The organism is Nitrososphaera sp. (assembly GCF_036397675.1).
Taxonomy (GTDB): domain Archaea; phylum Thermoproteota; class Nitrososphaeria; order Nitrososphaerales; family Nitrososphaeraceae; genus Nitrososphaera.
The window spans coordinates 1-19,197 of record NZ_DASWIL010000003.1 but is presented as its reverse complement, the minus strand read 5'-3'; the positions used below and the strand labels follow the sequence as shown (position 1 = coordinate 19,197).

General features: G+C 51.4%; 21 protein-coding genes. 7 read left to right on the top strand and 14 right to left on the bottom strand.

All coding sequences use genetic code 11. The features are described from left to right. Window positions 1-321 precede the first annotated feature (321 nt). A complete protein-coding gene (locus tag VGA14_RS00260; protein ID WP_331001732.1) occupies window positions 322-1,596 on the top strand; it encodes a phosphoribosylglycinamide synthetase C domain-containing protein in 1,275 nt (424 codons plus the stop codon). Here the strand turns inward: VGA14_RS00260 and VGA14_RS00255 are convergent, their stop codons facing one another. Beyond that, a complete protein-coding gene (locus VGA14_RS00255) occupies window positions 1,597-2,394 on the bottom strand; it encodes an AN1-type zinc finger domain-containing protein (protein WP_331001731.1) in 798 nt (265 codons plus the stop codon). 35 nt (window positions 2,395-2,429) lie between these two features. Further along, on the bottom strand, window positions 2,430-4,754 hold the full coding sequence (locus VGA14_RS00250) for an amino acid permease (RefSeq protein WP_331001730.1): 2,325 nt from the start codon (window positions 4,752-4,754) through the stop codon (window positions 2,430-2,432). 81 nt (window positions 4,755-4,835) lie between these two features. On the opposite strand from VGA14_RS00250, the gene VGA14_RS00245 reads away from it, so the two are divergent. Further along, complete coding sequence (locus VGA14_RS00245) at window positions 4,836-5,894, top strand: Clp1/GlmU family protein (protein ID WP_331001729.1); 1,059 nt, start codon at window positions 4,836-4,838, stop codon at window positions 5,892-5,894. On the opposite strand, the gene VGA14_RS00240 is transcribed toward VGA14_RS00245, so the two are convergent. Together VGA14_RS00240 and VGA14_RS00235 are read right to left on the bottom strand one after the other, a co-directional pair. Continuing rightward, window positions 5,891-6,529 (bottom strand): 7-cyano-7-deazaguanine synthase, encoded by a 639-nt coding sequence (locus tag VGA14_RS00240; protein WP_331001728.1) that lies wholly within the window; start codon window positions 6,527-6,529, stop codon window positions 5,891-5,893. The genes VGA14_RS00245 and VGA14_RS00240 overlap by 4 nt on opposite strands. Next, entirely contained in the window at window positions 6,530-7,366 is an 837-nt protein-coding gene (locus VGA14_RS00235; protein ID WP_331001727.1) for a 6-pyruvoyl trahydropterin synthase family protein, read from the bottom strand. It abuts the gene before it with no gap. Between the two features lie 134 nt (window positions 7,367-7,500). On the opposite strand from VGA14_RS00235, the gene VGA14_RS00230 reads away from it, so the two are divergent. Both VGA14_RS00230 and VGA14_RS00225 read left to right on the top strand, forming a co-directional pair. Continuing rightward, the gene (locus VGA14_RS00230; protein ID WP_331001726.1) at window positions 7,501-7,674 is read left to right on the top strand and encodes a hypothetical protein; all 174 of its coding nucleotides are present in this window, start codon (window positions 7,501-7,503) and stop codon (window positions 7,672-7,674) included. Between the two features lie 110 nt (window positions 7,675-7,784). Next, the gene (locus VGA14_RS00225) at window positions 7,785-8,528 is read left to right on the top strand and encodes an asparagine synthase C-terminal domain-containing protein (protein ID WP_331001725.1); all 744 of its coding nucleotides are present in this window, start codon (window positions 7,785-7,787) and stop codon (window positions 8,526-8,528) included. 48 nt (window positions 8,529-8,576) lie between these two features. Here the strand turns inward: VGA14_RS00225 and VGA14_RS00220 are convergent, their stop codons facing one another. The 3 genes from VGA14_RS00220 to VGA14_RS00210 form a co-directional block, all read right to left on the bottom strand. After that, on the bottom strand, window positions 8,577-8,972 hold the full coding sequence (locus tag VGA14_RS00220) for a hypothetical protein (RefSeq protein WP_331001724.1): 396 nt from the start codon (window positions 8,970-8,972) through the stop codon (window positions 8,577-8,579). A gap of 116 nt (window positions 8,973-9,088) precedes the next feature. After that, complete coding sequence (locus VGA14_RS00215; protein WP_331001723.1) at window positions 9,089-10,063, bottom strand: UbiA family prenyltransferase; 975 nt, start codon at window positions 10,061-10,063, stop codon at window positions 9,089-9,091. Window positions 10,064-10,235: 172 nt separating this feature from the next. Beyond that, a complete protein-coding gene (locus tag VGA14_RS00210; protein ID WP_331001722.1) occupies window positions 10,236-11,126 on the bottom strand; it encodes a hypothetical protein in 891 nt (296 codons plus the stop codon). A gap of 190 nt (window positions 11,127-11,316) precedes the next feature. Here VGA14_RS00210 and VGA14_RS00205 point away from each other — a divergent pair, with 190 nt between their 5' ends. Both VGA14_RS00205 and VGA14_RS00200 read left to right on the top strand, forming a co-directional pair. Next, window positions 11,317-12,153, top strand: a complete 837-nt coding sequence (locus tag VGA14_RS00205; RefSeq protein ID WP_331001721.1) for an alpha/beta hydrolase — start codon at window positions 11,317-11,319, stop codon at window positions 12,151-12,153. 25 nt (window positions 12,154-12,178) lie between these two features. After that, entirely contained in the window at window positions 12,179-12,970 is a 792-nt protein-coding gene (locus VGA14_RS00200; RefSeq protein WP_331001720.1) for a class I SAM-dependent methyltransferase, read from the top strand. Here VGA14_RS00200 and VGA14_RS00195 read toward each other — a convergent pair. From VGA14_RS00195 to VGA14_RS00175, 5 genes are all read right to left on the bottom strand, one after another. Beyond that, the gene (locus VGA14_RS00195) at window positions 12,967-13,440 is read right to left on the bottom strand and encodes a hypothetical protein (protein WP_331001719.1); all 474 of its coding nucleotides are present in this window, start codon (window positions 13,438-13,440) and stop codon (window positions 12,967-12,969) included. The two genes, VGA14_RS00200 and VGA14_RS00195, sit on opposite strands and share 4 nt — an antisense overlap. A 152-nt stretch (window positions 13,441-13,592) precedes the next feature. Beyond that, window positions 13,593-14,405, bottom strand: a complete 813-nt coding sequence (locus tag VGA14_RS00190; RefSeq protein ID WP_331001718.1) for a DUF72 domain-containing protein — start codon at window positions 14,403-14,405, stop codon at window positions 13,593-13,595. 32 nt (window positions 14,406-14,437) lie between these two features. Beyond that, window positions 14,438-14,806: a hypothetical protein gene (locus VGA14_RS00185; protein ID WP_331001717.1), complete on the bottom strand. Its 369-nt coding sequence runs from the start codon at window positions 14,804-14,806 to the stop codon at window positions 14,438-14,440. 556 nt (window positions 14,807-15,362) lie between these two features. Then, window positions 15,363-16,169 carry a precorrin-3B C(17)-methyltransferase gene (gene cobJ / locus VGA14_RS00180; RefSeq protein ID WP_331001716.1) on the bottom strand — a complete coding sequence of 269 codons (807 nt, stop codon included), beginning with the start codon at window positions 16,167-16,169 and terminating at the stop codon, window positions 15,363-15,365. A 319-nt stretch (window positions 16,170-16,488) separates the two neighbouring features. Next, window positions 16,489-16,836, bottom strand: a complete 348-nt coding sequence (locus VGA14_RS00175) for a helix-turn-helix domain-containing protein (protein WP_331001715.1) — start codon at window positions 16,834-16,836, stop codon at window positions 16,489-16,491. 147 nt (window positions 16,837-16,983) lie between these two features. On the opposite strand from VGA14_RS00175, the gene rpl12p reads away from it, so the two are divergent. Beyond that, window positions 16,984-17,292 carry a 50S ribosomal protein P1 gene (gene rpl12p / locus VGA14_RS00170; protein WP_331001714.1) on the top strand — a complete coding sequence of 103 codons (309 nt, stop codon included), beginning with the start codon at window positions 16,984-16,986 and terminating at the stop codon, window positions 17,290-17,292. Window positions 17,293-17,581: 289 nt separating this feature from the next. Here the strand turns inward: rpl12p and VGA14_RS00165 are convergent, their stop codons facing one another. Both VGA14_RS00165 and VGA14_RS00160 read right to left on the bottom strand, forming a co-directional pair. Then, window positions 17,582-18,478, bottom strand: a complete 897-nt coding sequence (locus tag VGA14_RS00165) for a 50S ribosomal protein L10 (protein ID WP_331001713.1) — start codon at window positions 18,476-18,478, stop codon at window positions 17,582-17,584. Next, the gene (locus VGA14_RS00160) at window positions 18,478-19,146 is read right to left on the bottom strand and encodes a 50S ribosomal protein L1 (RefSeq protein WP_331001712.1); all 669 of its coding nucleotides are present in this window, start codon (window positions 19,144-19,146) and stop codon (window positions 18,478-18,480) included. The genes VGA14_RS00165 and VGA14_RS00160 overlap by 1 nt, the downstream gene beginning before the upstream one ends. Window positions 19,147-19,197 lie beyond the last annotated feature (51 nt).

The following is a 19,197-nucleotide window of genomic DNA, read 5'->3' as shown; positions in this document are numbered from 1 at the left end:
TTGCAGTATGTTACCCACTTTTTGCACGAGAAACTCGCTGGACATGACATGAGGAAGAGCCTCCCCAATGAAATATCATAAGGTACTAACCTGCTAGGCATTTTAGTAAATTTTAGTTAAGTTTTGAGATAGGTTCTAAGTAGGTCGTACGACCCTCCCTTGCTTACAAACCCGCTCTGCACGTCGATGACCATAAGCGCGGGATTTATGTCGTGGTCTCTTTCTGCCATTCGTGTCTTTTAGAAACCGCGATTGGCTAATAAACTCGCGCGCAAAAACGTACTCTTTAAAGTCATGCTAGTCGTTTACAACCCCTGAAACGTGAAGTTCCTCTTTGTGTCGCCGGAAGCACTAAGCCTCGATCTTGCGTACACGATACTGCAAGAGGGCAACGAGGTCAAGTTCTGCGTCCAGAGCGCGACCGAAAAGGATGTGGGCGACGGATTCGTGGACAAGATTGACGAATGGGAGCCGCACGTCGACTCGGCCGATGTCATAGTGTTCGATGACATCGGCTTTGGCAAAACAGCAGACCGGCTCAGGTCCGAGGGCAAGAAGGTCGTGGGCGGAAGTTCCTACACCGACAGGCTTGAAAATGAGCGTGAGTTTGGACAGCAGGAGCTTGAAAAGGCCGGCGTCTCTGTCCTGCCGAGCTGGAATTTTTCAGACTTTGAGGAGGCCATAAAATTCGTGCAGGACAACCCCAGTAGGTACGTCATCAAGCCAAGCGGCAAGGCGCAGAACGAAAAAGAGCTGCTGTTCGTCGGCCAGGAGGCGGATGGCAACGACGTCATCAACGTCCTAGCCCGGTACAAGAAGCGCTGGTCAAACAAGATAAGGATATTCCAACTGCAGAAATTTTCTTCCGGCGTTGAAGTCGCGGTGGGCGCGTTCTTTAACGGCAAAGAGTTTGCGCATCCCATCAACATCAACTTTGAGCACAAGAGGCTTTTCCCCGACAACATCGGTCCGAGCACGGGCGAGATGGGAACACTTGCCTGGTGGAGTGCGAGGAATAAGATATTTGAATACACACTGGAAAAAATAAAGCCCAAGCTTGCCGAGTCGAGGTACGTAGGCTACATAGACATCAACTGCATCGCAAACGGTACCGGCATCTACCCGCTCGAGTTCACGTCTAGGTTTGGCTACCCAACCATATCTATACATATGGAGGGCGTGACGAGCAAGTGGGGCCAGTTCCTTTACTCACTTGCAAGCGGGGAAAACGCGGAGCTCCAGACAAAACGGGGATTCCAGATAGCAGTAGTCATCGCAGTTCCGCCGTTTCCGTTTAACGACGAAAAAACGTTCAGGAAATTCTCCGAGGAGGCTATAATCCTGTTCAACAAACCGGACCTTACAGGCGTCCACCTAGGCGAGGTCAAGAGGGAGGGAAACGACTGGCACATCGCAGGCAGGTCTGGATATTCACTGGTCGTGACCGGCTCTGGCGACACCACTGAGGAGGCCCGTGCAGTAGCCTACAAGCGCGTCGCCAACATCATGATCCCAAACATGTTTTACAGGACGGACATCGGGAGCAGGTGGGTCCGCGACAGTGACCTCCTGCTTTCATTCGGGTACATGAACTAGCTAAAAGCCAAAAAGTCCTCTACCAGAGAAGAGGCTCCCGGCGGCAAACAACCCTATTGAAGCGGCAAGAGCAAGAACCCACACGATCTTGTTCCACGAAAATATCTTGGACCCGTCGAGCCCCATGAACGGGATGAGATTGAAAAGCGCAATCCATCCGTTGAACCTTGCGCCGACCAGCATTAGCTGCGAGCCCATGGCAAAATATGCGAGCATGAAACCCGCTCCAAGGGCTATGTTAGTGAGCGGGCCCACAAGCGAGATCCTTCCGTTCCTGCGCTCGCTAATCGATCCGCTGATGAACACGACTCCGGGCGCGATAAACTTAAACGGAAAGAACGGGAGCGCCGACACGGCGGTTATCACAGCTCCAAAAAAGAGCACGCGGAATTCCGCCCAAGCCCTGTAAAACTGGGCAAGGAACTTGTGCGCGAACTCGTGGAGCAGAAAAGCGCTGACAAATATGACCAAGTACTCTGGCTGGAACCGAAAGCCGAAAAGCGACAATCCAACCGCTGTCACGAGCGCCGTACCGATCGTCAGGTGGGCGATCTCAGTCCGTGAGAACCTGAGGAGCACCGCGTTTCTAAGGGCACTTGCGGTTCTTTCACCTGTGCTGCCGCGCTTGCCGGCGACGTGTTCGAGAAACTCCCTGTCCTTTTCGGGCTGGTGTAAGAACTGCTCAAGGAGGACGCAGTTGTGGTTTGGCGGGAGCCTGTGCTCTGAGCAAAAGAGCGCCTTGCAGTAGCGGCACTTGAACGGCATTTCCTCACTGCGGCCACATATCCCACACTCCACTATACAATTTTAGCAATACGCGGATAAAAGCTGCACTAGTGTTTTTCTGCCGTGCGCCACCTGCCAAACGCTTTCATGAAGAGCGACTGCGCCTTTCTGACTCCAGGTATGCCGAAATCCCTGGCAACTACCACTGGGCATTGGAGCTGCTTTAGCATGTGCATGAGCGGTGGACTGTCAAAGACGCTAAATTTCCCGACGCTTGCTCCAACCACCACCATGTCAGGCCTGTGCGAGTCGATGGCTCCAAACAGGATGGCCGCAGATTCGTGTGTGCTTGGCGAGAGCCGGACTTCTCTCATGCCTATGCCAAGTTGCGTCAAATAGTCTGGCTTCATGGCCACACTCCCTTCGACCTCCGTCTCTTTCTTGCTTAGCGAGAGCAGTTCCACATTGAACCTCCCTGTGTGCTCGAGCCAGCTCGTCATTTTGAGCACCAGATTTGCGTGCGCGCCGCCATCGTAGATCACTACCAAGTTCTTTTTCTGCAGTGTAGAATCCGCGTCGTGCTCTTTTTCGAGCGGAGTATTGTCGTCATCTGATTTTATCGCAAACACATCGCAAGTGGCAAGCGCCAGAAGCTTGCGGTTCCTGCCTACAAGCTCCAAGTCGGCTATTAGCAGATCTATCTTTTGCTCCTCTACAGTCGCAAGTATCGCCTCGGTGTGGTCATGAGAGATCCTGACCAGGTAGCGGCTTGGTATCTTCCTTTCGTTGAACATCTCTTCAAGCGCCGCAAAGCCCTTCTTGGAACCCTCGGCAAAAGCTGCGCCGGCAGAAAGCGGCGTCTGCATCGGGACTGTTATCACCCTGAGAAAGTTGACTTCGCCTGCAGACTCCCTTGCAACCCTCATCGCGTATCTGGACAGCCTGTCTGGGTTCTCGGGGCTAAAGAGCACGAGTACCCTGTAGCTCATCCTGCTTGGAGTGCCTTCAGTCATGACTAGGGGCGCATAGTGCTCAACCTCCTTCTTGAACGTGTACATCCTATAGAGTACGAACCCAACCAATATCCACAGCGCTGTGATGCCCCAGCTGAGCGGCTGGGTGACAAGCAGATAGACTGCAAGCCCGAGATTCAAGAAAATGCCGGCTATTGGGATCGAAGGAAAGAGTGGCATCTTGTACCCGTACGTCAGCTTGTCGCCATAAATCCGCCTGATGGTGATCGCGGCGATGTTGACCTGTGTAAACAGAAGCAGAAAAATAACGCCGGCCGCAACGGCAATGTCTGCAAGCGGCAGCGCGTAGGCCATGACTGCCATTATTATGCCTGACACTATTGCTGCAACGTGCGGCGTCTTGTTGACTGGGTGTATCGAAGAAAGCGCGTGGGGCAGGTTGTAGTTGCGTCCCATTGCAAGGGCGACACGGGAGGAAGAAAACGTAGTCGCATTCAGCGCGGCAAGAGTGGAGACTATGCCCCCAGCAAGAACCACGAAAGCGCCGTACGGCATGAACAGGTCTACAGCTTTCGTTATCCCAAGCTCGCCGTTTCTACCGATGAACTGCCACGCCGGTTCATCGCCGGGCGCCCGCGTCGCAGATACCGCGATAAAGCCCATCATGCAGTAGAGCGCCACGACCACGCCAAGGGAAATGAAGATTGCTTTGGGAATGTTGCGCTTTGGGTTTTTCACCTCCTCTCCGGTTTGTACGATTATCTCGTATCCTTCGAAGGCGATGAAGGTGAGGCCCATGGCCGCGATGAGGCCCGTCAGCCCGAGCGGCAGCATCTGCTCCGCAAATGCCGATTCCCAACCGGGATTGTGCTGGAGCGCCCAGAAACCAAAACCGAGTATGACAATTATTATTGCGAGCTGTACGAGCGTGACTGCTGTGCCGGCCTTGCCGGTTGTGGAAGTCCCCTTGACGTTCACGTAAGTGAATGCAGCGATGGAGGCCACGGCAATCAGTTTGTCGTACGGAAACAGACCGAACAGTGGCTGGTCCGGTAGCAGCCCTGTAATCTGGAAGAGGCTGTAAGTAAACGCGCCAAATCCCACCGCGTAAAGGCTCCCCGCTACTATGTGGGCAAACCACGCCATCCACCCGCTGATAAACGCGTTTGGCCTTGGCAGACCCTCCCTTATCCATTTGTAGCCGCCTCCCGCTTCCGGCAAGGCCGAGCCAAGTTCCGCGTAGACCATTGCCGTGAAAAGCGTGATGACGCCGTTTATGACAAGCGCTATGATGACCGCGCTTCCCGCAAGCCCGATGGCTGGCCCCATGAGGACGAAAATCGCGCCGCCTATCATGCCGGCTATGCCCACCATGATGACATCAATGAGGCTGAGCGTGCGTACAAGCTGCTGGCCGCCAACAGGAATCCGCAGCCCACGGTCAGCCGAGGCCGACAATTGCAGCTGCGCTTGCAGAAGGTAGGGAAATAAACGTTGCAGCGCAGCAAAGTTATTTTCTGCCGGCGTGAAGACCGCGTCATGCAAGCAGGGAAGGTCACGATGGTGAGAGGGCCTGCCACCGTGCGCCTAGGCGGGGCCTGTACGCTGCTTGGCATGGACGTCTCTGGCATGACGGTGCAGGTCCGGAATGGCAGGGAGCTACCGTTCGAGCCAAGCCCCGGATGCACTCTTGCGCTTGAGGGGGGTGATGCCTGGGATGCCGACCCATTAACCACGGGGACTGCAATGTGGGCTGGCTTGGTCGAGCGGATCCTTGGCATGTCTGGTAGGCGACTTGCCGTGATGCTTGTGGGCGCGACTGACACCGGCAAGTCTACGCTGTCGACGTACATCGCAAATGCGGCCATTGGGCGTGGGCTTGCCCCGTGCGTCATCGACGGCGACATAGGGCAGGGCGACCTTGCCCCACCTGCCGCAATAGGCGCGGCGTTAGTCAGGGACCAGGTGGTAGACCTTCGTGACGTGGCTGCAGGGTATTACGAATTTGTGGGCAGCGTTACTCCCGCAGGCTCTGAGAGGCTGGTCGTATGCAGTATGAAATCTATGCTTGCCAGGACCAGAAGGATCTCGCGTCTGCACATCATCAATACCGACGGCTATGTCGCAGACGGAGGTGCCGCGTACAAGAGGATGCTTGCAAGGGCGCTCGCGCCAACAGTCATAGTGTGCCTTGGCCGAAACGAGGGTCTTACGTTTGCGCTTGCACGAGGCCGATGGCTTTTCCTACATGCCCGTTCAAGTGGCCAGACGGCCAAGACGCGGTCAGAAAGGGCCGGGCGCAGGATGGACCAGTTCATGCGTCATGTGGGCGGCGGACTTGCCGCCATGGACGCATCGAAAACCAGATTCGTGTACAGGGGAAGACCCACCTCTCTACCAATTGCCGCCCGCCTATTCGCGCGGGCCTCAATTGAGGGAACGTTCGTGGGGCTTGGCCTGCGTGGCATTGTGACAGGGTTTGGCGTCATCGAAAGCCTCGACGGCGAGATACAAATCAGGACTGGTGTAAAGGACTTTGACGCTGTTTACCTGAGCAACATCGCGCTGAAAGGTGGCGCGGAAGAGAGGCGGTACTAGCGTTCAAACGCGGGATCGGGAACACCGATTGCCCCAAACGCCTCGAGCCTCTGCCGGCAGGAGTAGCACAGGCCGCAGTGCCTGTCTCCATCAGAGTGGCAACTCCATGTGAACGCTAGTGGAACATTCAATTCTTGCGCAAGCCTTAGTACTCCCACCCTGTCCATGTCTGCGAGTGGCAGCAATATCTGATATGGCTTGCCGTCGCACGCAAGGCAGGCCTCACGAAAAAGCGCGTTCAGCTTTCCAATGTATTCCTTGGATGCGTCCTTGAATAACGACGCATCGTGCAAGTTGTGGCCGCCTACTATCCACTTGGCGCCAAAGTACTCCGCGTGGTGGGCGGCGATAGAGTAGAACATCATGTTTCTTGCCGGGACGTACGCAGCCCACTTTTTGTCCGGGCCGGCAAACTTGCCGCCGTCAACGTCCGCGGCCTCCTTAACAAACGGCACATCTATCTCGATGACTTTAACTCCCACGGCCTCTGCCAGCTTGGCAGTGGCGCTCCTTTCGTTTTCGAGCCTGCCAAAATAGTTGAATGTTATCGCAGAGACGTCAAACCGCTCCCGGGCCCAGTAGAGGCAGGTAGCAGAGTCCAGGCCGCCTGACAGCATAACCAGGGCCTTGTCCATCTAGTCCCTTTTCTCTTCCTTCTTTATCCCTGCAATGATGTGGGCGCCCTTGTTCACGCCCTCATATATGTAGACGCCGATGGCTTCCACGTTGCGCGGCATGCTCGGCGCCAAGAGCTTGATTATCTCAGTCGACAGGTTTTCCACCGTCGCCTCGCCGGACATCATGTACGTCGTCATCTTGGGCACTTGCAGGTTAAAGTATCCGCGCGGCCCCTCAAACGCCACGTAATAGTGGGTGTCATCTTCCCGCTGCAGGTATTTCTTGTTGATGAAAAACTTGTGGTCGATCGCGTTCAGAGCGTCCTTTATTATGCGCTTGGCGTCGCCAAAGTCGATCACGAGGTTGTTCTTCATGGTGCCTATGAGCTCGACCATCACGGTCGAGGTGTGGCCGTGTAGCACCGAGCACTTTTCCACCAGGGGTAGTATGTGCGCATAGTCAAACGCAAGCGACGGGTCCTCTATGAATATCGAGCCAGTCTGCACCTTTTCCGGCTCGTCGTACAGGAACACCGAGTCCATCTCCTCCACCTTGCTTGCAAACCTAGAATGTCCCAAGGCAATGATGTCAAGTGCCGGGAGCGCTTCCTTTATGCGCCTGAACTTGACCTCGTCGGCTTCGGAGTCGATGACTTCTAAATACCTCGTTCCAACCTCAAAATCCACTGGGACGCGCGCGCCGTCCGGCAATGCTAGGCTTGTGCCGTACCTGTAGTTGTGGCCAAGAAACGCAAGCATCTGTGCAACGGACAGCTCAACCCTGCTTTTCAGGAGGTTCCCTTTGCCGTCAAGGTATCGTAAATCACTGTCCAAAACCACACGTTCTGTGGGCATTCGTTGATTATCGGCGGCAGCTGGTATCTCTGACTATATAAATGGTAGTTTGCCTGGGATCTCGTTGAGTGAGATCGTCCAACAGCTGGTTCAAATGACTTTTTTAGTGACTGTTAGCAATAATCTCCGTACTTTTGCCAACTAGCGTGAAGAATGCCGTTCGGGTATCCAGTCTGCATCTGAGGCGGACCTTTGAAAACCTCAAGGCTCCCGGCCGCTCCATAGTTGACCTGCTAATCTACGACCTCGAGAGGCAAGGCATCGCGCTTGGCCAGGACGAATCCCACACGCTTGAGCGGATAAGGTAGGTTGTTGAAGGGGCGTTTGGCGAGTACGACGCGTCGTTCCTCGTAGACGAGATGCGCAGGGAACTTGACAAGTAATTTCATATTTATGCCAGGACGCGCCTTGAAAAGGCGTGCTTCAAGAGCTGCGCGAGGCCCTCTACCGGGTAGTACGACAAGTTGCGCCCGAAAAAAACTTGGCAGTCGCGTTCTCCGGCGGAATCGACAGCTCGCTTCTTGCCCGGATCAGCGCTGACCTCGGCAAGCAGGTCACACTCGTAACGGTTGGCTTTCCCGGCTCGCACGATGTTGGGTTCTCAAAAAAAATCGCGGCCGGGCTAGGTCTATCGCACAAAATAGTCGAGCTTGACGTCCATGGCTTTGAGCAGGACCTTGAGCGCGTCCGTAAGGCCATTACCTGCAACAACACTTCGCACGTTGAAAACTGCGTAGCCTACCTGTGCATCGCACGGGCCGCAAAAGGCGCTGGCATTCGAGTCGTTCTGAGCGCGAATGGGTGCGATGAGCTTTTCTGCGGCTACAACGGATTCAGGGCAATCTACGATGCAGGTGAGCAAGCCATCATGAAGTTCATGGAAGACAAGATATTAAACGAGCTGGCGCTGGTCAAGGAGATCTCGACGGTGGCGCAAAAGTACGATGTACTGGTCCGACAGCCCTTTCTATCTCCCACCTTCATAGAATATGTTAGGACCATTCCGCTTGACCAGAAGATAAAGGGGGCCGACGACATGGTGAGAAAACACATCCTGAGGAAGGTTGCTCTTGAAATCGGAGTTCCCGAAGAGTCAGCCATGAAGCCAAAAAAGGCGCTGCAGTACGGCTCGTCAATACACAAGAACTTTAAAAAAGTGTGATGAACACGGGCGGGAAGGCCTAAAGAAAAGTGTCCTGTGGGAAGAAGCCTAGGAACCCTTTATGAGGATCCCTTTCAATTCTTGGTTGTCAAGCAGGGCATCGATCAGCTTTTGCTGCTCTTCCTTCGGAAGTTCGTTGGACATTTCCAGCGAGTCGATGGCCTTGAGCTTCCAAAAGTTGGTCAGTGCGTTGTCGACTGTTGTCTGCGAGTCGTAGATTACCTTGCCAAACGCTGTCAGGGCATATTTGCCGCTCTTTTTCCTCACCAAACCTGCCTTTGTCATCCTCGAGAGCCGGGAATAGTATTGCTTGCGAGTGAGTTTCGTCTTGTTCTTCAAGCTCTCGCTGTCAATGCTGCTCTGAGCGATGGTTTTGAAAAGGTCCATTGATTTGTCATCGGAAATGGTCCGGAGTACTGTGGCGGCCGTCTGAGACTTGGCCATTTTACGGACGCATTTATGTGTGTGAGCTTATTATACGTTGTTTGTCCGTCATATGGAGGTGCTGATAGAAAGTCTCTGTTTTAGGATACTTTAGTATGGTGCAATAGCCTGCAGGGTTAGATCAGCAGCATCCCTACTACAATAGCTGACTGCAGCATTATGTGAAGTGGATACGATAGCTTGTGCTTCTTGCGTACATATTCGATGTCATCAATCCTCTTCAGGACTTTGGATGTGTTTAGTGCTGCCAAAGCAGATACAAAACTTACAGCAAAAGAAGTGGCCAAGCCGACGATGCCCAAGCCATAGAATAACCACGAAATCATTGCCATACCTATTGCTAGAGTGATTGATAACTTGACGGTGTTTTCCTTGCCTATCACAATAGGAATAGTACGTCTTCCAGCAGCCTTGTCTGCAACTACATCACCCAGATCGTTAAAGGGTGAAGTGACAAAAATCATGATTCCTAGCAGGAGAGCAATGTATACGGGTAGGAATGAATTGATGTGGTTAAGTTCTAAGCCAAGAGTTGAGGTTGCGCCAAGAAGCGCACAAAGTGCCATGGCAAGAGCAATGGCGAGTGTTTTCACTAAGAATCTGTCCTTAAGCGAGATCTTTGGAGTGGAGTACATTATGCCTATGGCTGCGATCCCTAAGGCGATTCCTATACTTGCAGGGTTGAATGTAAGAATGGCAAGCACAATACCTGCGGTATTGGTAAGCCCTATGAATACCCATACCTGCCTTCTTGACACCTGACCTGCAGGTATAGGACGTTTTTTGCCGTTGGCTCTGTCCAGGTCTGCGTCGACCAGGTCGTTCAGCACGTACATGCCAACTATTATCATAAAGGATACGAAGGGCAATGTCACGGTTCTTGAGATTAGTACAAGGGGGTCTGCTTGTAATATTGCGGCAACCATCCCTTCAGGTATGAAGAATAGGCCTGCAAGGGTGGCGAGAGCATAAACCAAGCCCCATTTCTTACGTGAATTGAGTAGGATCAGCTGGGAGCGCGCAAGGGACATCTGTTCAACCGGTCTGCTTGTCTTTTCTTGGTTCCTATTTACAAAGGGAAGAACTGACATTGTGTCAAAACGCTACGGGCGTTCCAATATTACTTTTTTTTAGAAAGAGTATCCATTCTTGGATACTTTTAGGGCTGGATTTAGGCCTGAAAGCACCTTTCGGTTCGCTTTGCAAAATTATATCCGTTGTCCAAGCCTAGCGATGATAGAATCTAACCGGATCGAGCGTGGTCTAACGCTCTCTGACACTTGCAAGAAGGCGAGGTGTAACTGCATCCTTCGCAAGAAGACCAAAGTAGCCTATGAACCTCTGCGCCAAGTACGCGTCGTCGTAGCGTGATATTGCAACTGTGAATTGTTCCGGACTGGCGTAGTTAGCCGTCTCGTATACAACCTGTGTTCCGTCGACAACCATGAAGCTTATAGGGACTTCCTTCCTCTTGAGGTCAAAACGAGGTGACCTTATCATCTCGTTCACCTTGTCAAATGTCTCTTTGTTAGGTGGCGTCCTTAGTATCGCGTTTAGTCTATTCTCGAGGCTTATCTGCTCCGGGTTGCCGTCAAGTATGTGTAATTTAGCTCCTCGCGCAAATATCTCCAATACTTTAGCCGAGACGTGGGGGTCGTGATACCTTGATGCAAAGTAGACCTCGTTATGGGCATTGCCAAGCAATTTGATTACCTCGTTGATAAGCATGTTAAAGTCATTGATGATAGTAAAGCCTGATAGATGGGTCGCGTTTACGATGCTGCGGAGGTTGCCACTCTGAATTATCTCATTCATGACTGCCTCCTTCTGATGTGAAGGAAAGTCTTCTCTCGCCTTCAAGACATCTATGGCTTTTAGGCTCCAATAATTGGCGAGGATTATATGCATGGTTTTAATATGACTATTGTAGACGAGTGATCCAAAAGTTGTTGTTCTGTAGAACGAATTGCGCTTTTCCACCAAGCCTGCATCGCGGAGACGCTTTAGCCGGACGTAAAACTGCTTCTTGCTCAGGTTACCGACATAACTTTGAGATGAGGCCTTGAAGCCGGAGTAGGCCATTCTTAGAATGTTGCAGGAATGCCTGTCTGCCAGTATGGAAAAAACCTGCTCGACAGTGACAGCATCCGACATATTTCGAGTTAAAGTGTCCTAAAAGCTATTTAAATTTTTAACCATGCTCTTATAATGGACAATTCTACGTCCCTATCCTGACGCTTCAGGACCGCTATTATGTTCAAATTCCCACGTGTTCGCTAAGCCTTAATATTTGCAATAATAACTGGAAGCTACGCACATACAAACAAGCTTAGGTGCCATCAACTTGTTACATTTTTTACCAGAGGAATCTTTGGGTAAGGCTCTTCTTTGCATACACGGGGCCTATTGTGATTCAAGAATCTTTAGTTATATCGGCTCGATGTTGTCTGGGCGGGGAATTGAAGTGTATTCAATGGACCTTCCGGGCCACGGGAAATCTGCCGGACAACCAGGAGACCTGGACTTTGAAAAAACCCTGACTGCAATTAATGAAGTCATCCAATCCATCAAGAAAGAGTCTGAAATCTATATTCTGGGGCACAGTCTGGGATGCACTTTTGCGCTCTGGTATGCCCACATTTTCCGGAACTCCATCGATGGAGTGGTTCTGATGGCGCCATACGTCAGAATAACGACCATTAAAGAAAGAAGCCCCGCAGAACCAAAACCATTGGACTTTCTCTACCTCCTCTTCCGTAGAATATTTACTCCTGGAAAACTGGTTAATATTGCAGAAGCTATCCCGATGATAATGGAGCTGGGCGGAAAGGAAGTAACCGAATTGCTGAAAGATCCAGAAATCAATTTCCACTATTGCTACAGGTTTATCGTAGATATCATTGCGGCACGAAACAGCAAGGTCAAAGAGCTCTCAGACATTGATGCGCCTGTCTTGCTATTGCACGGAGTAAATGACAAGCACGTGTATTCTATTGTTTCCAAAGAGTTTTATGAATTGATAAGATCCAAAGACAAGAAGGTAGAGTTCTTTGATTGTGACCACTGGTTCTTTCGATCGGTCTTTTACAATCAAGACGATCCAAGATATTCTGAGAAGGATCGAATTGCTGTGCTAGGTGCGATCGCAAACTGGCTTGCACGATCCACCCGCAAAGCATAATTAGCAATGAATGTTCTTCCACTTTGTGGAAGTCTTCTCCAAGATTGCCTTTTTAGAGGAAGAGATGAATCGCCTTCAAATACAGGCAGAAGAGTTCGCTCCGTTCGTTGAGGCGTCATTGAAGAAGATGAAAATATCTCCAAAAATGAAGGTGGCAGACATTGGTTGCGGAACAGGCGATGTGTGTTTTGCCGTTTCAAAGATTGTAGGACCAAAGGGGTCTGTTATCGGTGTTGATGCGAATCAAACTGCAGTAAAGTACTGCAAGACGGTTGCAAAGCGCAGAGTAATTAGGAACACAGAGTTTGTAGTAGGCGACGCACAAAATACCCAGCTCCCAAGTCATGCCTTCGATGCTGTTTACTCGCGTTTCCTTTTTCAACATCTGAAGAACCCCGTCGCATGTTTGAAAGAAATGGTGAGGATTGCAAAGCCGGCTGGGGTTGTGATGGTGGAAGACTGCGACCTTTCAAGATGGGTGGTCGAGCCTGCCAACCGTTACGTCGAGCAACTCTGGACATGGTATGAGGGAATCATGAAAGCGAAGGGAAGCGATCCCTCAATTGGAAAAAAGCTGTACCGCATGTTTGTAGACGCCGGTATGAAACCTCAGGTTGAAATCTACTCTTTGCCAGTGCTGAGAAATAATCGGCGTGTGTGGGACACGATACTGGGGGTATTAACAAAGATCGACGATGGTGACAGTCGTGAACTCATTCAAGGAATCGAAAGCTTCGCCAACGACAAGAATTCATTATTCGTGTTCCCCCTGGTTTTCCGCGTCTGGGCCAAAGCGTCGCGACGTTCGGCCAGCTAGATAGGCATCGTGACCTTCTCTATCATCGCAGGGTGCTTTTCGCCATAGTGCCTCACAAGCTCCCTAACAGTTGCAAAGGTCATCCTGCACTCGTCGCAGCTCTCCGCCGGCGTCTTTGACACGGAGAAGAGGGGCTTTTTGCTTATCCTTATCGCCCTGTCGCCTGGAAGCAAGATAGCTATCAGGCCACCGTCCTCCCAGCTCTTGTAGTGCTTCTCAAACTCTTCGTATATGGACAGGTTAAAGCACGCGACAGGGTCATTTTCAAATTCGCAGGCGTTTCTCTTTGACAGGTATTCCCGGTGCAGCTTTTGCAGCCATACGTCAACTATCTCCGGATGCTCGGCCAACACATCCTGTGCTATCCTTAGGGTGTAAACCGCGATCTTGTTTTCAAGCGCGTCGTTCGGAACCAGCAGGTATCCCTTCAGCTTGAGCCCGAGCGAGCTGTCTTCAAACGCGTTGGCCATGCTGTCTTTTTATCGCATTTCAAATTATTAAGGTTTGTCATGCAAATGAATGTAAAAGATTAATTGCATTATTCACATAACTATTTTCTTTGATACATAGCTGAGGAATTATGTAGTTTTTCTTATTCGGCGACTGGAACTTGCCAACCATGTCAGACATAGTCCGTTATCTTGGACCTGACCGCCCCCTTGACGCGCCGGCCAATCAGTTTCAGGACCCTTTCCTGAGGCTCTGTCATGGTATCTATCATTTGCAGTAGTTGCAGCGTGTTGGTGGGCGCCTTTGCGTTGTAGTGGTTGTTGAAATACGCATACGTCATCGGCGCCTTTGACATTATGGCTTTCATTTTTTGCGCCCACGCCAAAAGCTCTTCTTCAGAATAGTTATAGTTGTACCAGATCTTTTTGCCCCGGCCATGCCACCTGACGTAGGCGTGATCTGCTGTGACAACGGGGTTTGCGAGGAACTCTATGGGCGAGTCCGTTATCGTGTTTGCTACGTTGTATCTTTTTAACAAGTCCCAGGTGTCGTCCCTGTTCCACGAGTCGTGGCGGAACTCTACCGCAAAGCGGATGTCATCCGGGAGAGCTCCCAGAAACGACTCTAGTCTTGCAACCCTATCAAAGGTGAAGTTGGGTCCAAGCTGTATCAGCACGCACCCCAGTTTATCCGCGTCCTGCAAGGGCTCTATCACACCAAGAAACGCCTCAAGCTCGTCTTCTACACCAACAAGGCCCTTGCCGTGAGTTATCGTCTTTGGCAGTTTCAATGAAAACCGGAACGACTGGCCAGTAGCCTTCTCCCAGCCTTTCACCATTGACCTTGTTGGCATCCTGTAAAACGACGAGTCAACTTCTACGGTGTCAAAGACCTTGGCGTAAAAGGGGAGCTTGGCCACCCTGTTGTTTGGGTAAAACAGGCCCACCCACTCTTGGTAGCTCCAGCCGCACGTGCCAAGAAGCATTTGTTGTGACTTGCCCGAACATGGATATGTGTTTACTGCCTAAGCCTGGGCCTTTTTGGGTATATCCTGACCACTTCGGGAAGGGCAAAGGCGTAGTGTACGTGTATGCAGTCCTTTGACCTGCACAGGCCGCAGTAGAGCGCCCTGTCCTTGAGATACACCTCTGCAGTCTTGCCTGCCTTGGCGTCCCGTATGAACAGTATGTCGTCCTGGTAGCCTACCTTTGAGAGGTTGGGGGCATACGTCTGCAGGAACCTGTCCCGCTCGATCGCCTCTGTGAGAACAGAATTGATGTACTCCTTTGTGTTCCACTTTAGTTTCTCCGCGTTTGACTTCATCACGTCGTAGGTCTGCTTGAAGATCTCTACCGTTATCACATCCTTGCCGCCGCGTTTTACCATACCTATAATCGTGTAGTGGTAGCTCGTATTAATAACATTTATGCACACGTGATAACATGTTAAAACATGTACTTTTAATACTGGAAGAGGGCAATAATCAGTCATGTCACTAATACAGGACAGTTTTCAAATTGATTGGTTGTTTGTTTCAGCAAGTTCTTCTGCAGTAATATTCTTTCTAACATGCACAATGATCTTTTACCGAATTTGGAGGTTGAAGCCAGAATTGTTGAAGGGGATGGAAGAAAAAGAAGCTGATTATCGCACTACGTACAATTGGAATCTCATATTGTCTGTGGTAGGCAACTGTTTAGGCCTATCTGGAGGTGTGTTTGTAATAATGAACGTAGTTTTCTTTCTCCTGTTTGGTATATGGCATATTGATGCTAGATCAGTGATCATACTAGTTGCTGCATTTGCAATTGTACTATTCCGGTCATTTGATAAATTCTGCACCAAGACATTCACAATCTAGATTCTCCCAGCAGCCACCTCCTTCTGATTCGTTGAAAAAAGACACCATTTTTGTGGTAATATCGCGTCAACCATAAGATAGTCAGGCCTTCGCCTGCGTCTCTTTTACCAGCTGATACTTGGAAGTATACCCGCGAGGGTTTATCATGATGCCCTTGTAATTATAGGTCGACGAGTTGCCCACAATCACGGTCGTTATCATGCCAAGCATGTCCTGGTGCTCAAGCATCCTTTCAAGGGTCGTAATCACCACCTGCTGAGTCTCCCTGTACGCGCCCTTGATTATCGCAACGGGCGTCTCGGGCTTTCTATACTTCAAAAATATATCTCGGGTGTCACGCAGCTGGTGCACACGCTTCTTGCTTGCCGGGTTGTAGATGACTGTGACATAATCGCCAAGTGCTGCAGCCTCCACGCGCTTCACTATCATGTCCCACGGGACGAGCAGGTCGCTCATGCTGACGACAGCAAAGTCAGTCATCAGCGGAGATCCGACCAGCGCCGCGCAGGAGTTGAGCGACGACACGCCGGGCACCGCCTCGACGTAGATTCCATTAACCCTATCCCATCCCTTTTCTGCCAGTATCTCGTAAATGAGGCCAACCATGCCGTATATCCCGGGGTCGCCTGACGACACCAATGACACAATCCTGCCATTCTCCGCAAACTCGATTGCTTGGTTTGCCCTGTCGACTTCTTGTGTCATGGCGTAACGGTAGACCTCCTTGCCTGCAATCAAATCTTCAACGAGGCCGACGTACGTCTCGTAGCCTACTATGACGTCGCTTTCCTCAATGACTTGCTTTGCCCTGTACGTCATGTGGTCGTGGTGGCCCGGCCCTACGCCCACAACATACAGCTTGCCTCTCTTTGCAGATTCGCCGGCCATCCAAGAACGACCCACCTGAAAGTAATTTATCTTTTTCCTGCACCGCGAATTGAAATACATGCGCATAACTTTAGCAGATATCTTCGTTACCCATCGTTTTATCATGAAAACGTCTTTTGCAGAAGTATGAAAGTTGTGATAGTGCATCCTGCGATCATTGCCTAAACTATAGGATTTGGAAACTCAGTGAAACCTGTACCACCTGAATTAATTGAGCTAATGACGGCCAATTTTGAAAGAAAGGAAAAAAGTGGCAAATCGATGAATTCGAATGAACCGACGAGATCTGATGTCCAAGGTTCAACAAACTCTGCAGACTTCATATCTCACGACATTGCGCCGGAGGCTTGCTGCCCTCAATCCGAAAGTCCCATTGATTGTAAGTAAACGAATTGAACGTGTCAGAAAGCCTGTACGGCAATCTACCTTTGGCAGTTTTTCTCGCAGTTGCAACCTGCTTGCTTACCATCTGCAGGATCTCGCTGTGGTAATTCCTGACCCAAGGGTGCTGCTCTTTTAATTCGGTCAGGACATGATTCATGTCGTACTCTGACATACGCGGAATTGACAGAAAGTAGTTGTACACCCACCTGCAGCCATCAAGTGCCTCTACAAGTTTCTGCTTCTGTTCTTTTGCAGGGTACAGACTGAACCTGTAATTGCGCACGTCAGCGTCGGTTTGCGTGACTTGCTATTTAACATCTAGTGCAGCTCGGGTGGAGTGCGTAGTTGACTGCTCGCGTTCATTCGAAGGCCGCAAGGGTTTTCCCGCTCGCAAAGTTCAAATAAGGTTCAGGTCGGAAAGCAGACTACAATGGAATACGTATACGCTGCTTTGCTTCTGCACAAGCTCAAGCAGAATATAACTGAAGATAATGTCAAGAACGTGGTCAAGGCTACAGGCGTCAACCCCGACGACGTGAGGGTGAAGTCCCTCGTCGCAGCCCTCTCCGAAGTAAACATCGAGGAGGCTCTCAAGGCTGCGCCGGTAGCAGTTGCAGCGGCAGTTCCAGCAGCAGGCGCAACAGTGCCAGCGGGCGCAGCGGCCGCGGCCAAGGATGAAAAGAAGGACGAGAAGAAAGAGGAAGAAGCCCTCGAGGGACTCTCCTCGCTGTTCGGCTAAGGCTCCTTCCTTTTTCCCATTTCACGTTTTTGCGATCTTTTTAGCTTGAACAGGTAACGTATGCGCCGCAAGGTTTGCGGAAATATCAATTGTTTGGATAATTAGGGCTGCAGACCGGAACCCTCGCGGTATCGTCTATCACGGCAGGCGTGACATTTACCGCTGAAGGCGTGTCCGCGGTTTCTTAAGGCATCCTGACTATCGTGACCATGTATGGTGGCGCAACAACATGCAGCTCGATGATGGTAATGGTGAGCCCGACCAGGTCTGCGTGTTTCTAAGAAGAAAATTACTGGGCGCTATAGCCCTTCTTCTTGGCCTCACCCGCGACGGCCTGGGCCTTTGACTGCGCCCTTGGCAGGACGAGGCCTGCCGTCTCTGGCGTGAGGTAGCCAGACTCTGCAGCAAGCGACCTTGCATGCTGGTGTGCCTTGGCAAGCATCGGCTTGATAGTTTCCGCTGTGGCATACCCGACCTCCGTCGCAAGAGCAAGAGCCTGTTGGAACGACCTGACGAGCTCGTTCCTGTACTCTTCCAAGTCGATCTTAAGGTCCGCCTCTGTGAACATCAGTCCCTCAGCTATTGCAAAGTTGACTGCGATGCCGGCCTCTATCGGCTTGATGTTTAGCTTGCTCATGAGCGACGCAAGCTGGGTAGATATCACGTCGCCGGGTTTTGCGACGACCGTGTCCTTGTTCACCCAGATCGTGCCCTGATCTATCTTTGTCTGCACGTTTGCGACCTTGAACTCGGAAAGCACGGGGCCCGGGGCGATACCTGTATTGCCCGCCGGGATAACGATTTCCTTTGTAGCGACGTCGCCCCCCTTGGCGGCAAGAAAGATCTTGTTCTGGCCAAATATCAGGTTGAGCTTAAACGGGCTGATGTTGGTGAACATGAGAGCACACTGGCCCTCCAGCTCCTTGCTCAGGTGCTCAAGCCCTGCCACACCCTGAACATTCTCAAAGGCGCGCCTTGCAACTTGGTTCTTGATTATCCTTATCTTGATGTCGTTGCGGAACTTCTTGCGCAAGAGCATCAGCTGCGACGCGCGCACCTTGGTCATCTTGGAAAGCGCTATCACGTTGTACGATTTGGGCAGTTCCTGCAGCTCCTTGTACATTAGGCGCTTCTTCTTCGGGTACCCCTTGCGGTGCACTATTACTGCTGCCGCAGCTGTCGACATTATTCTTCCTTCTCCTTTGCCTTGAGCGCCGAGAGCTTGGCCTTCTTGCCCATCGTGAACTTGACGTGCGCGTTGCGGATATTCTTGTCGCCCTGCGGCAGCTTCTTTTCAACCGCAGCGATGACCGCAGAAGCATTCTCGGTTAACTGATCATCTGAAAGCTTTTCGTCGCCTATCTTGACAGAAACGTTCAGCTGGCTCTTGGCCTTAACCCGGACGGAGCCCCGAATCCTGCCGGCGATGTTCTCTACGGGCGCGCCGTACGGCACAGGTGTTGGCATCTTTCCCTTGGGGCCGAGGAACTGGCCAAGCGAGCGACCCACCGCCGCCATCTGGTTGGTGTCGGACAGGAAAAAGTCGTGCGCCCTTACTATCTTGCGGGCTTCACGCTTGTTGGTGCCGAGCCTGTCGAGCTCCTGCGGATCCATGATGCGCTCGACGCCGGCGTTCTTGGCCCGAAGCGCCATGTCCCCAGAGCCCACCACGCATATCGTGGGCAGCCTGCTTGGCTTGTGCGGAAGCACCACTACCTCGTTGAGGTTAAAGCCTTTCTTTACGTCGATATCCCTCAGTACAAGTGTCAGTTCGGCAGACTGGTTAAATTTGCGTGTGCCGGCCCCTTCCCGGGCCCTCTTTACCAGCTCCCTGATTTGGCTGTCGCTCACCATTTTATATAGCCATGAGCGGACCAAGCCACTTTTAATCTTTAGGATTTTCTC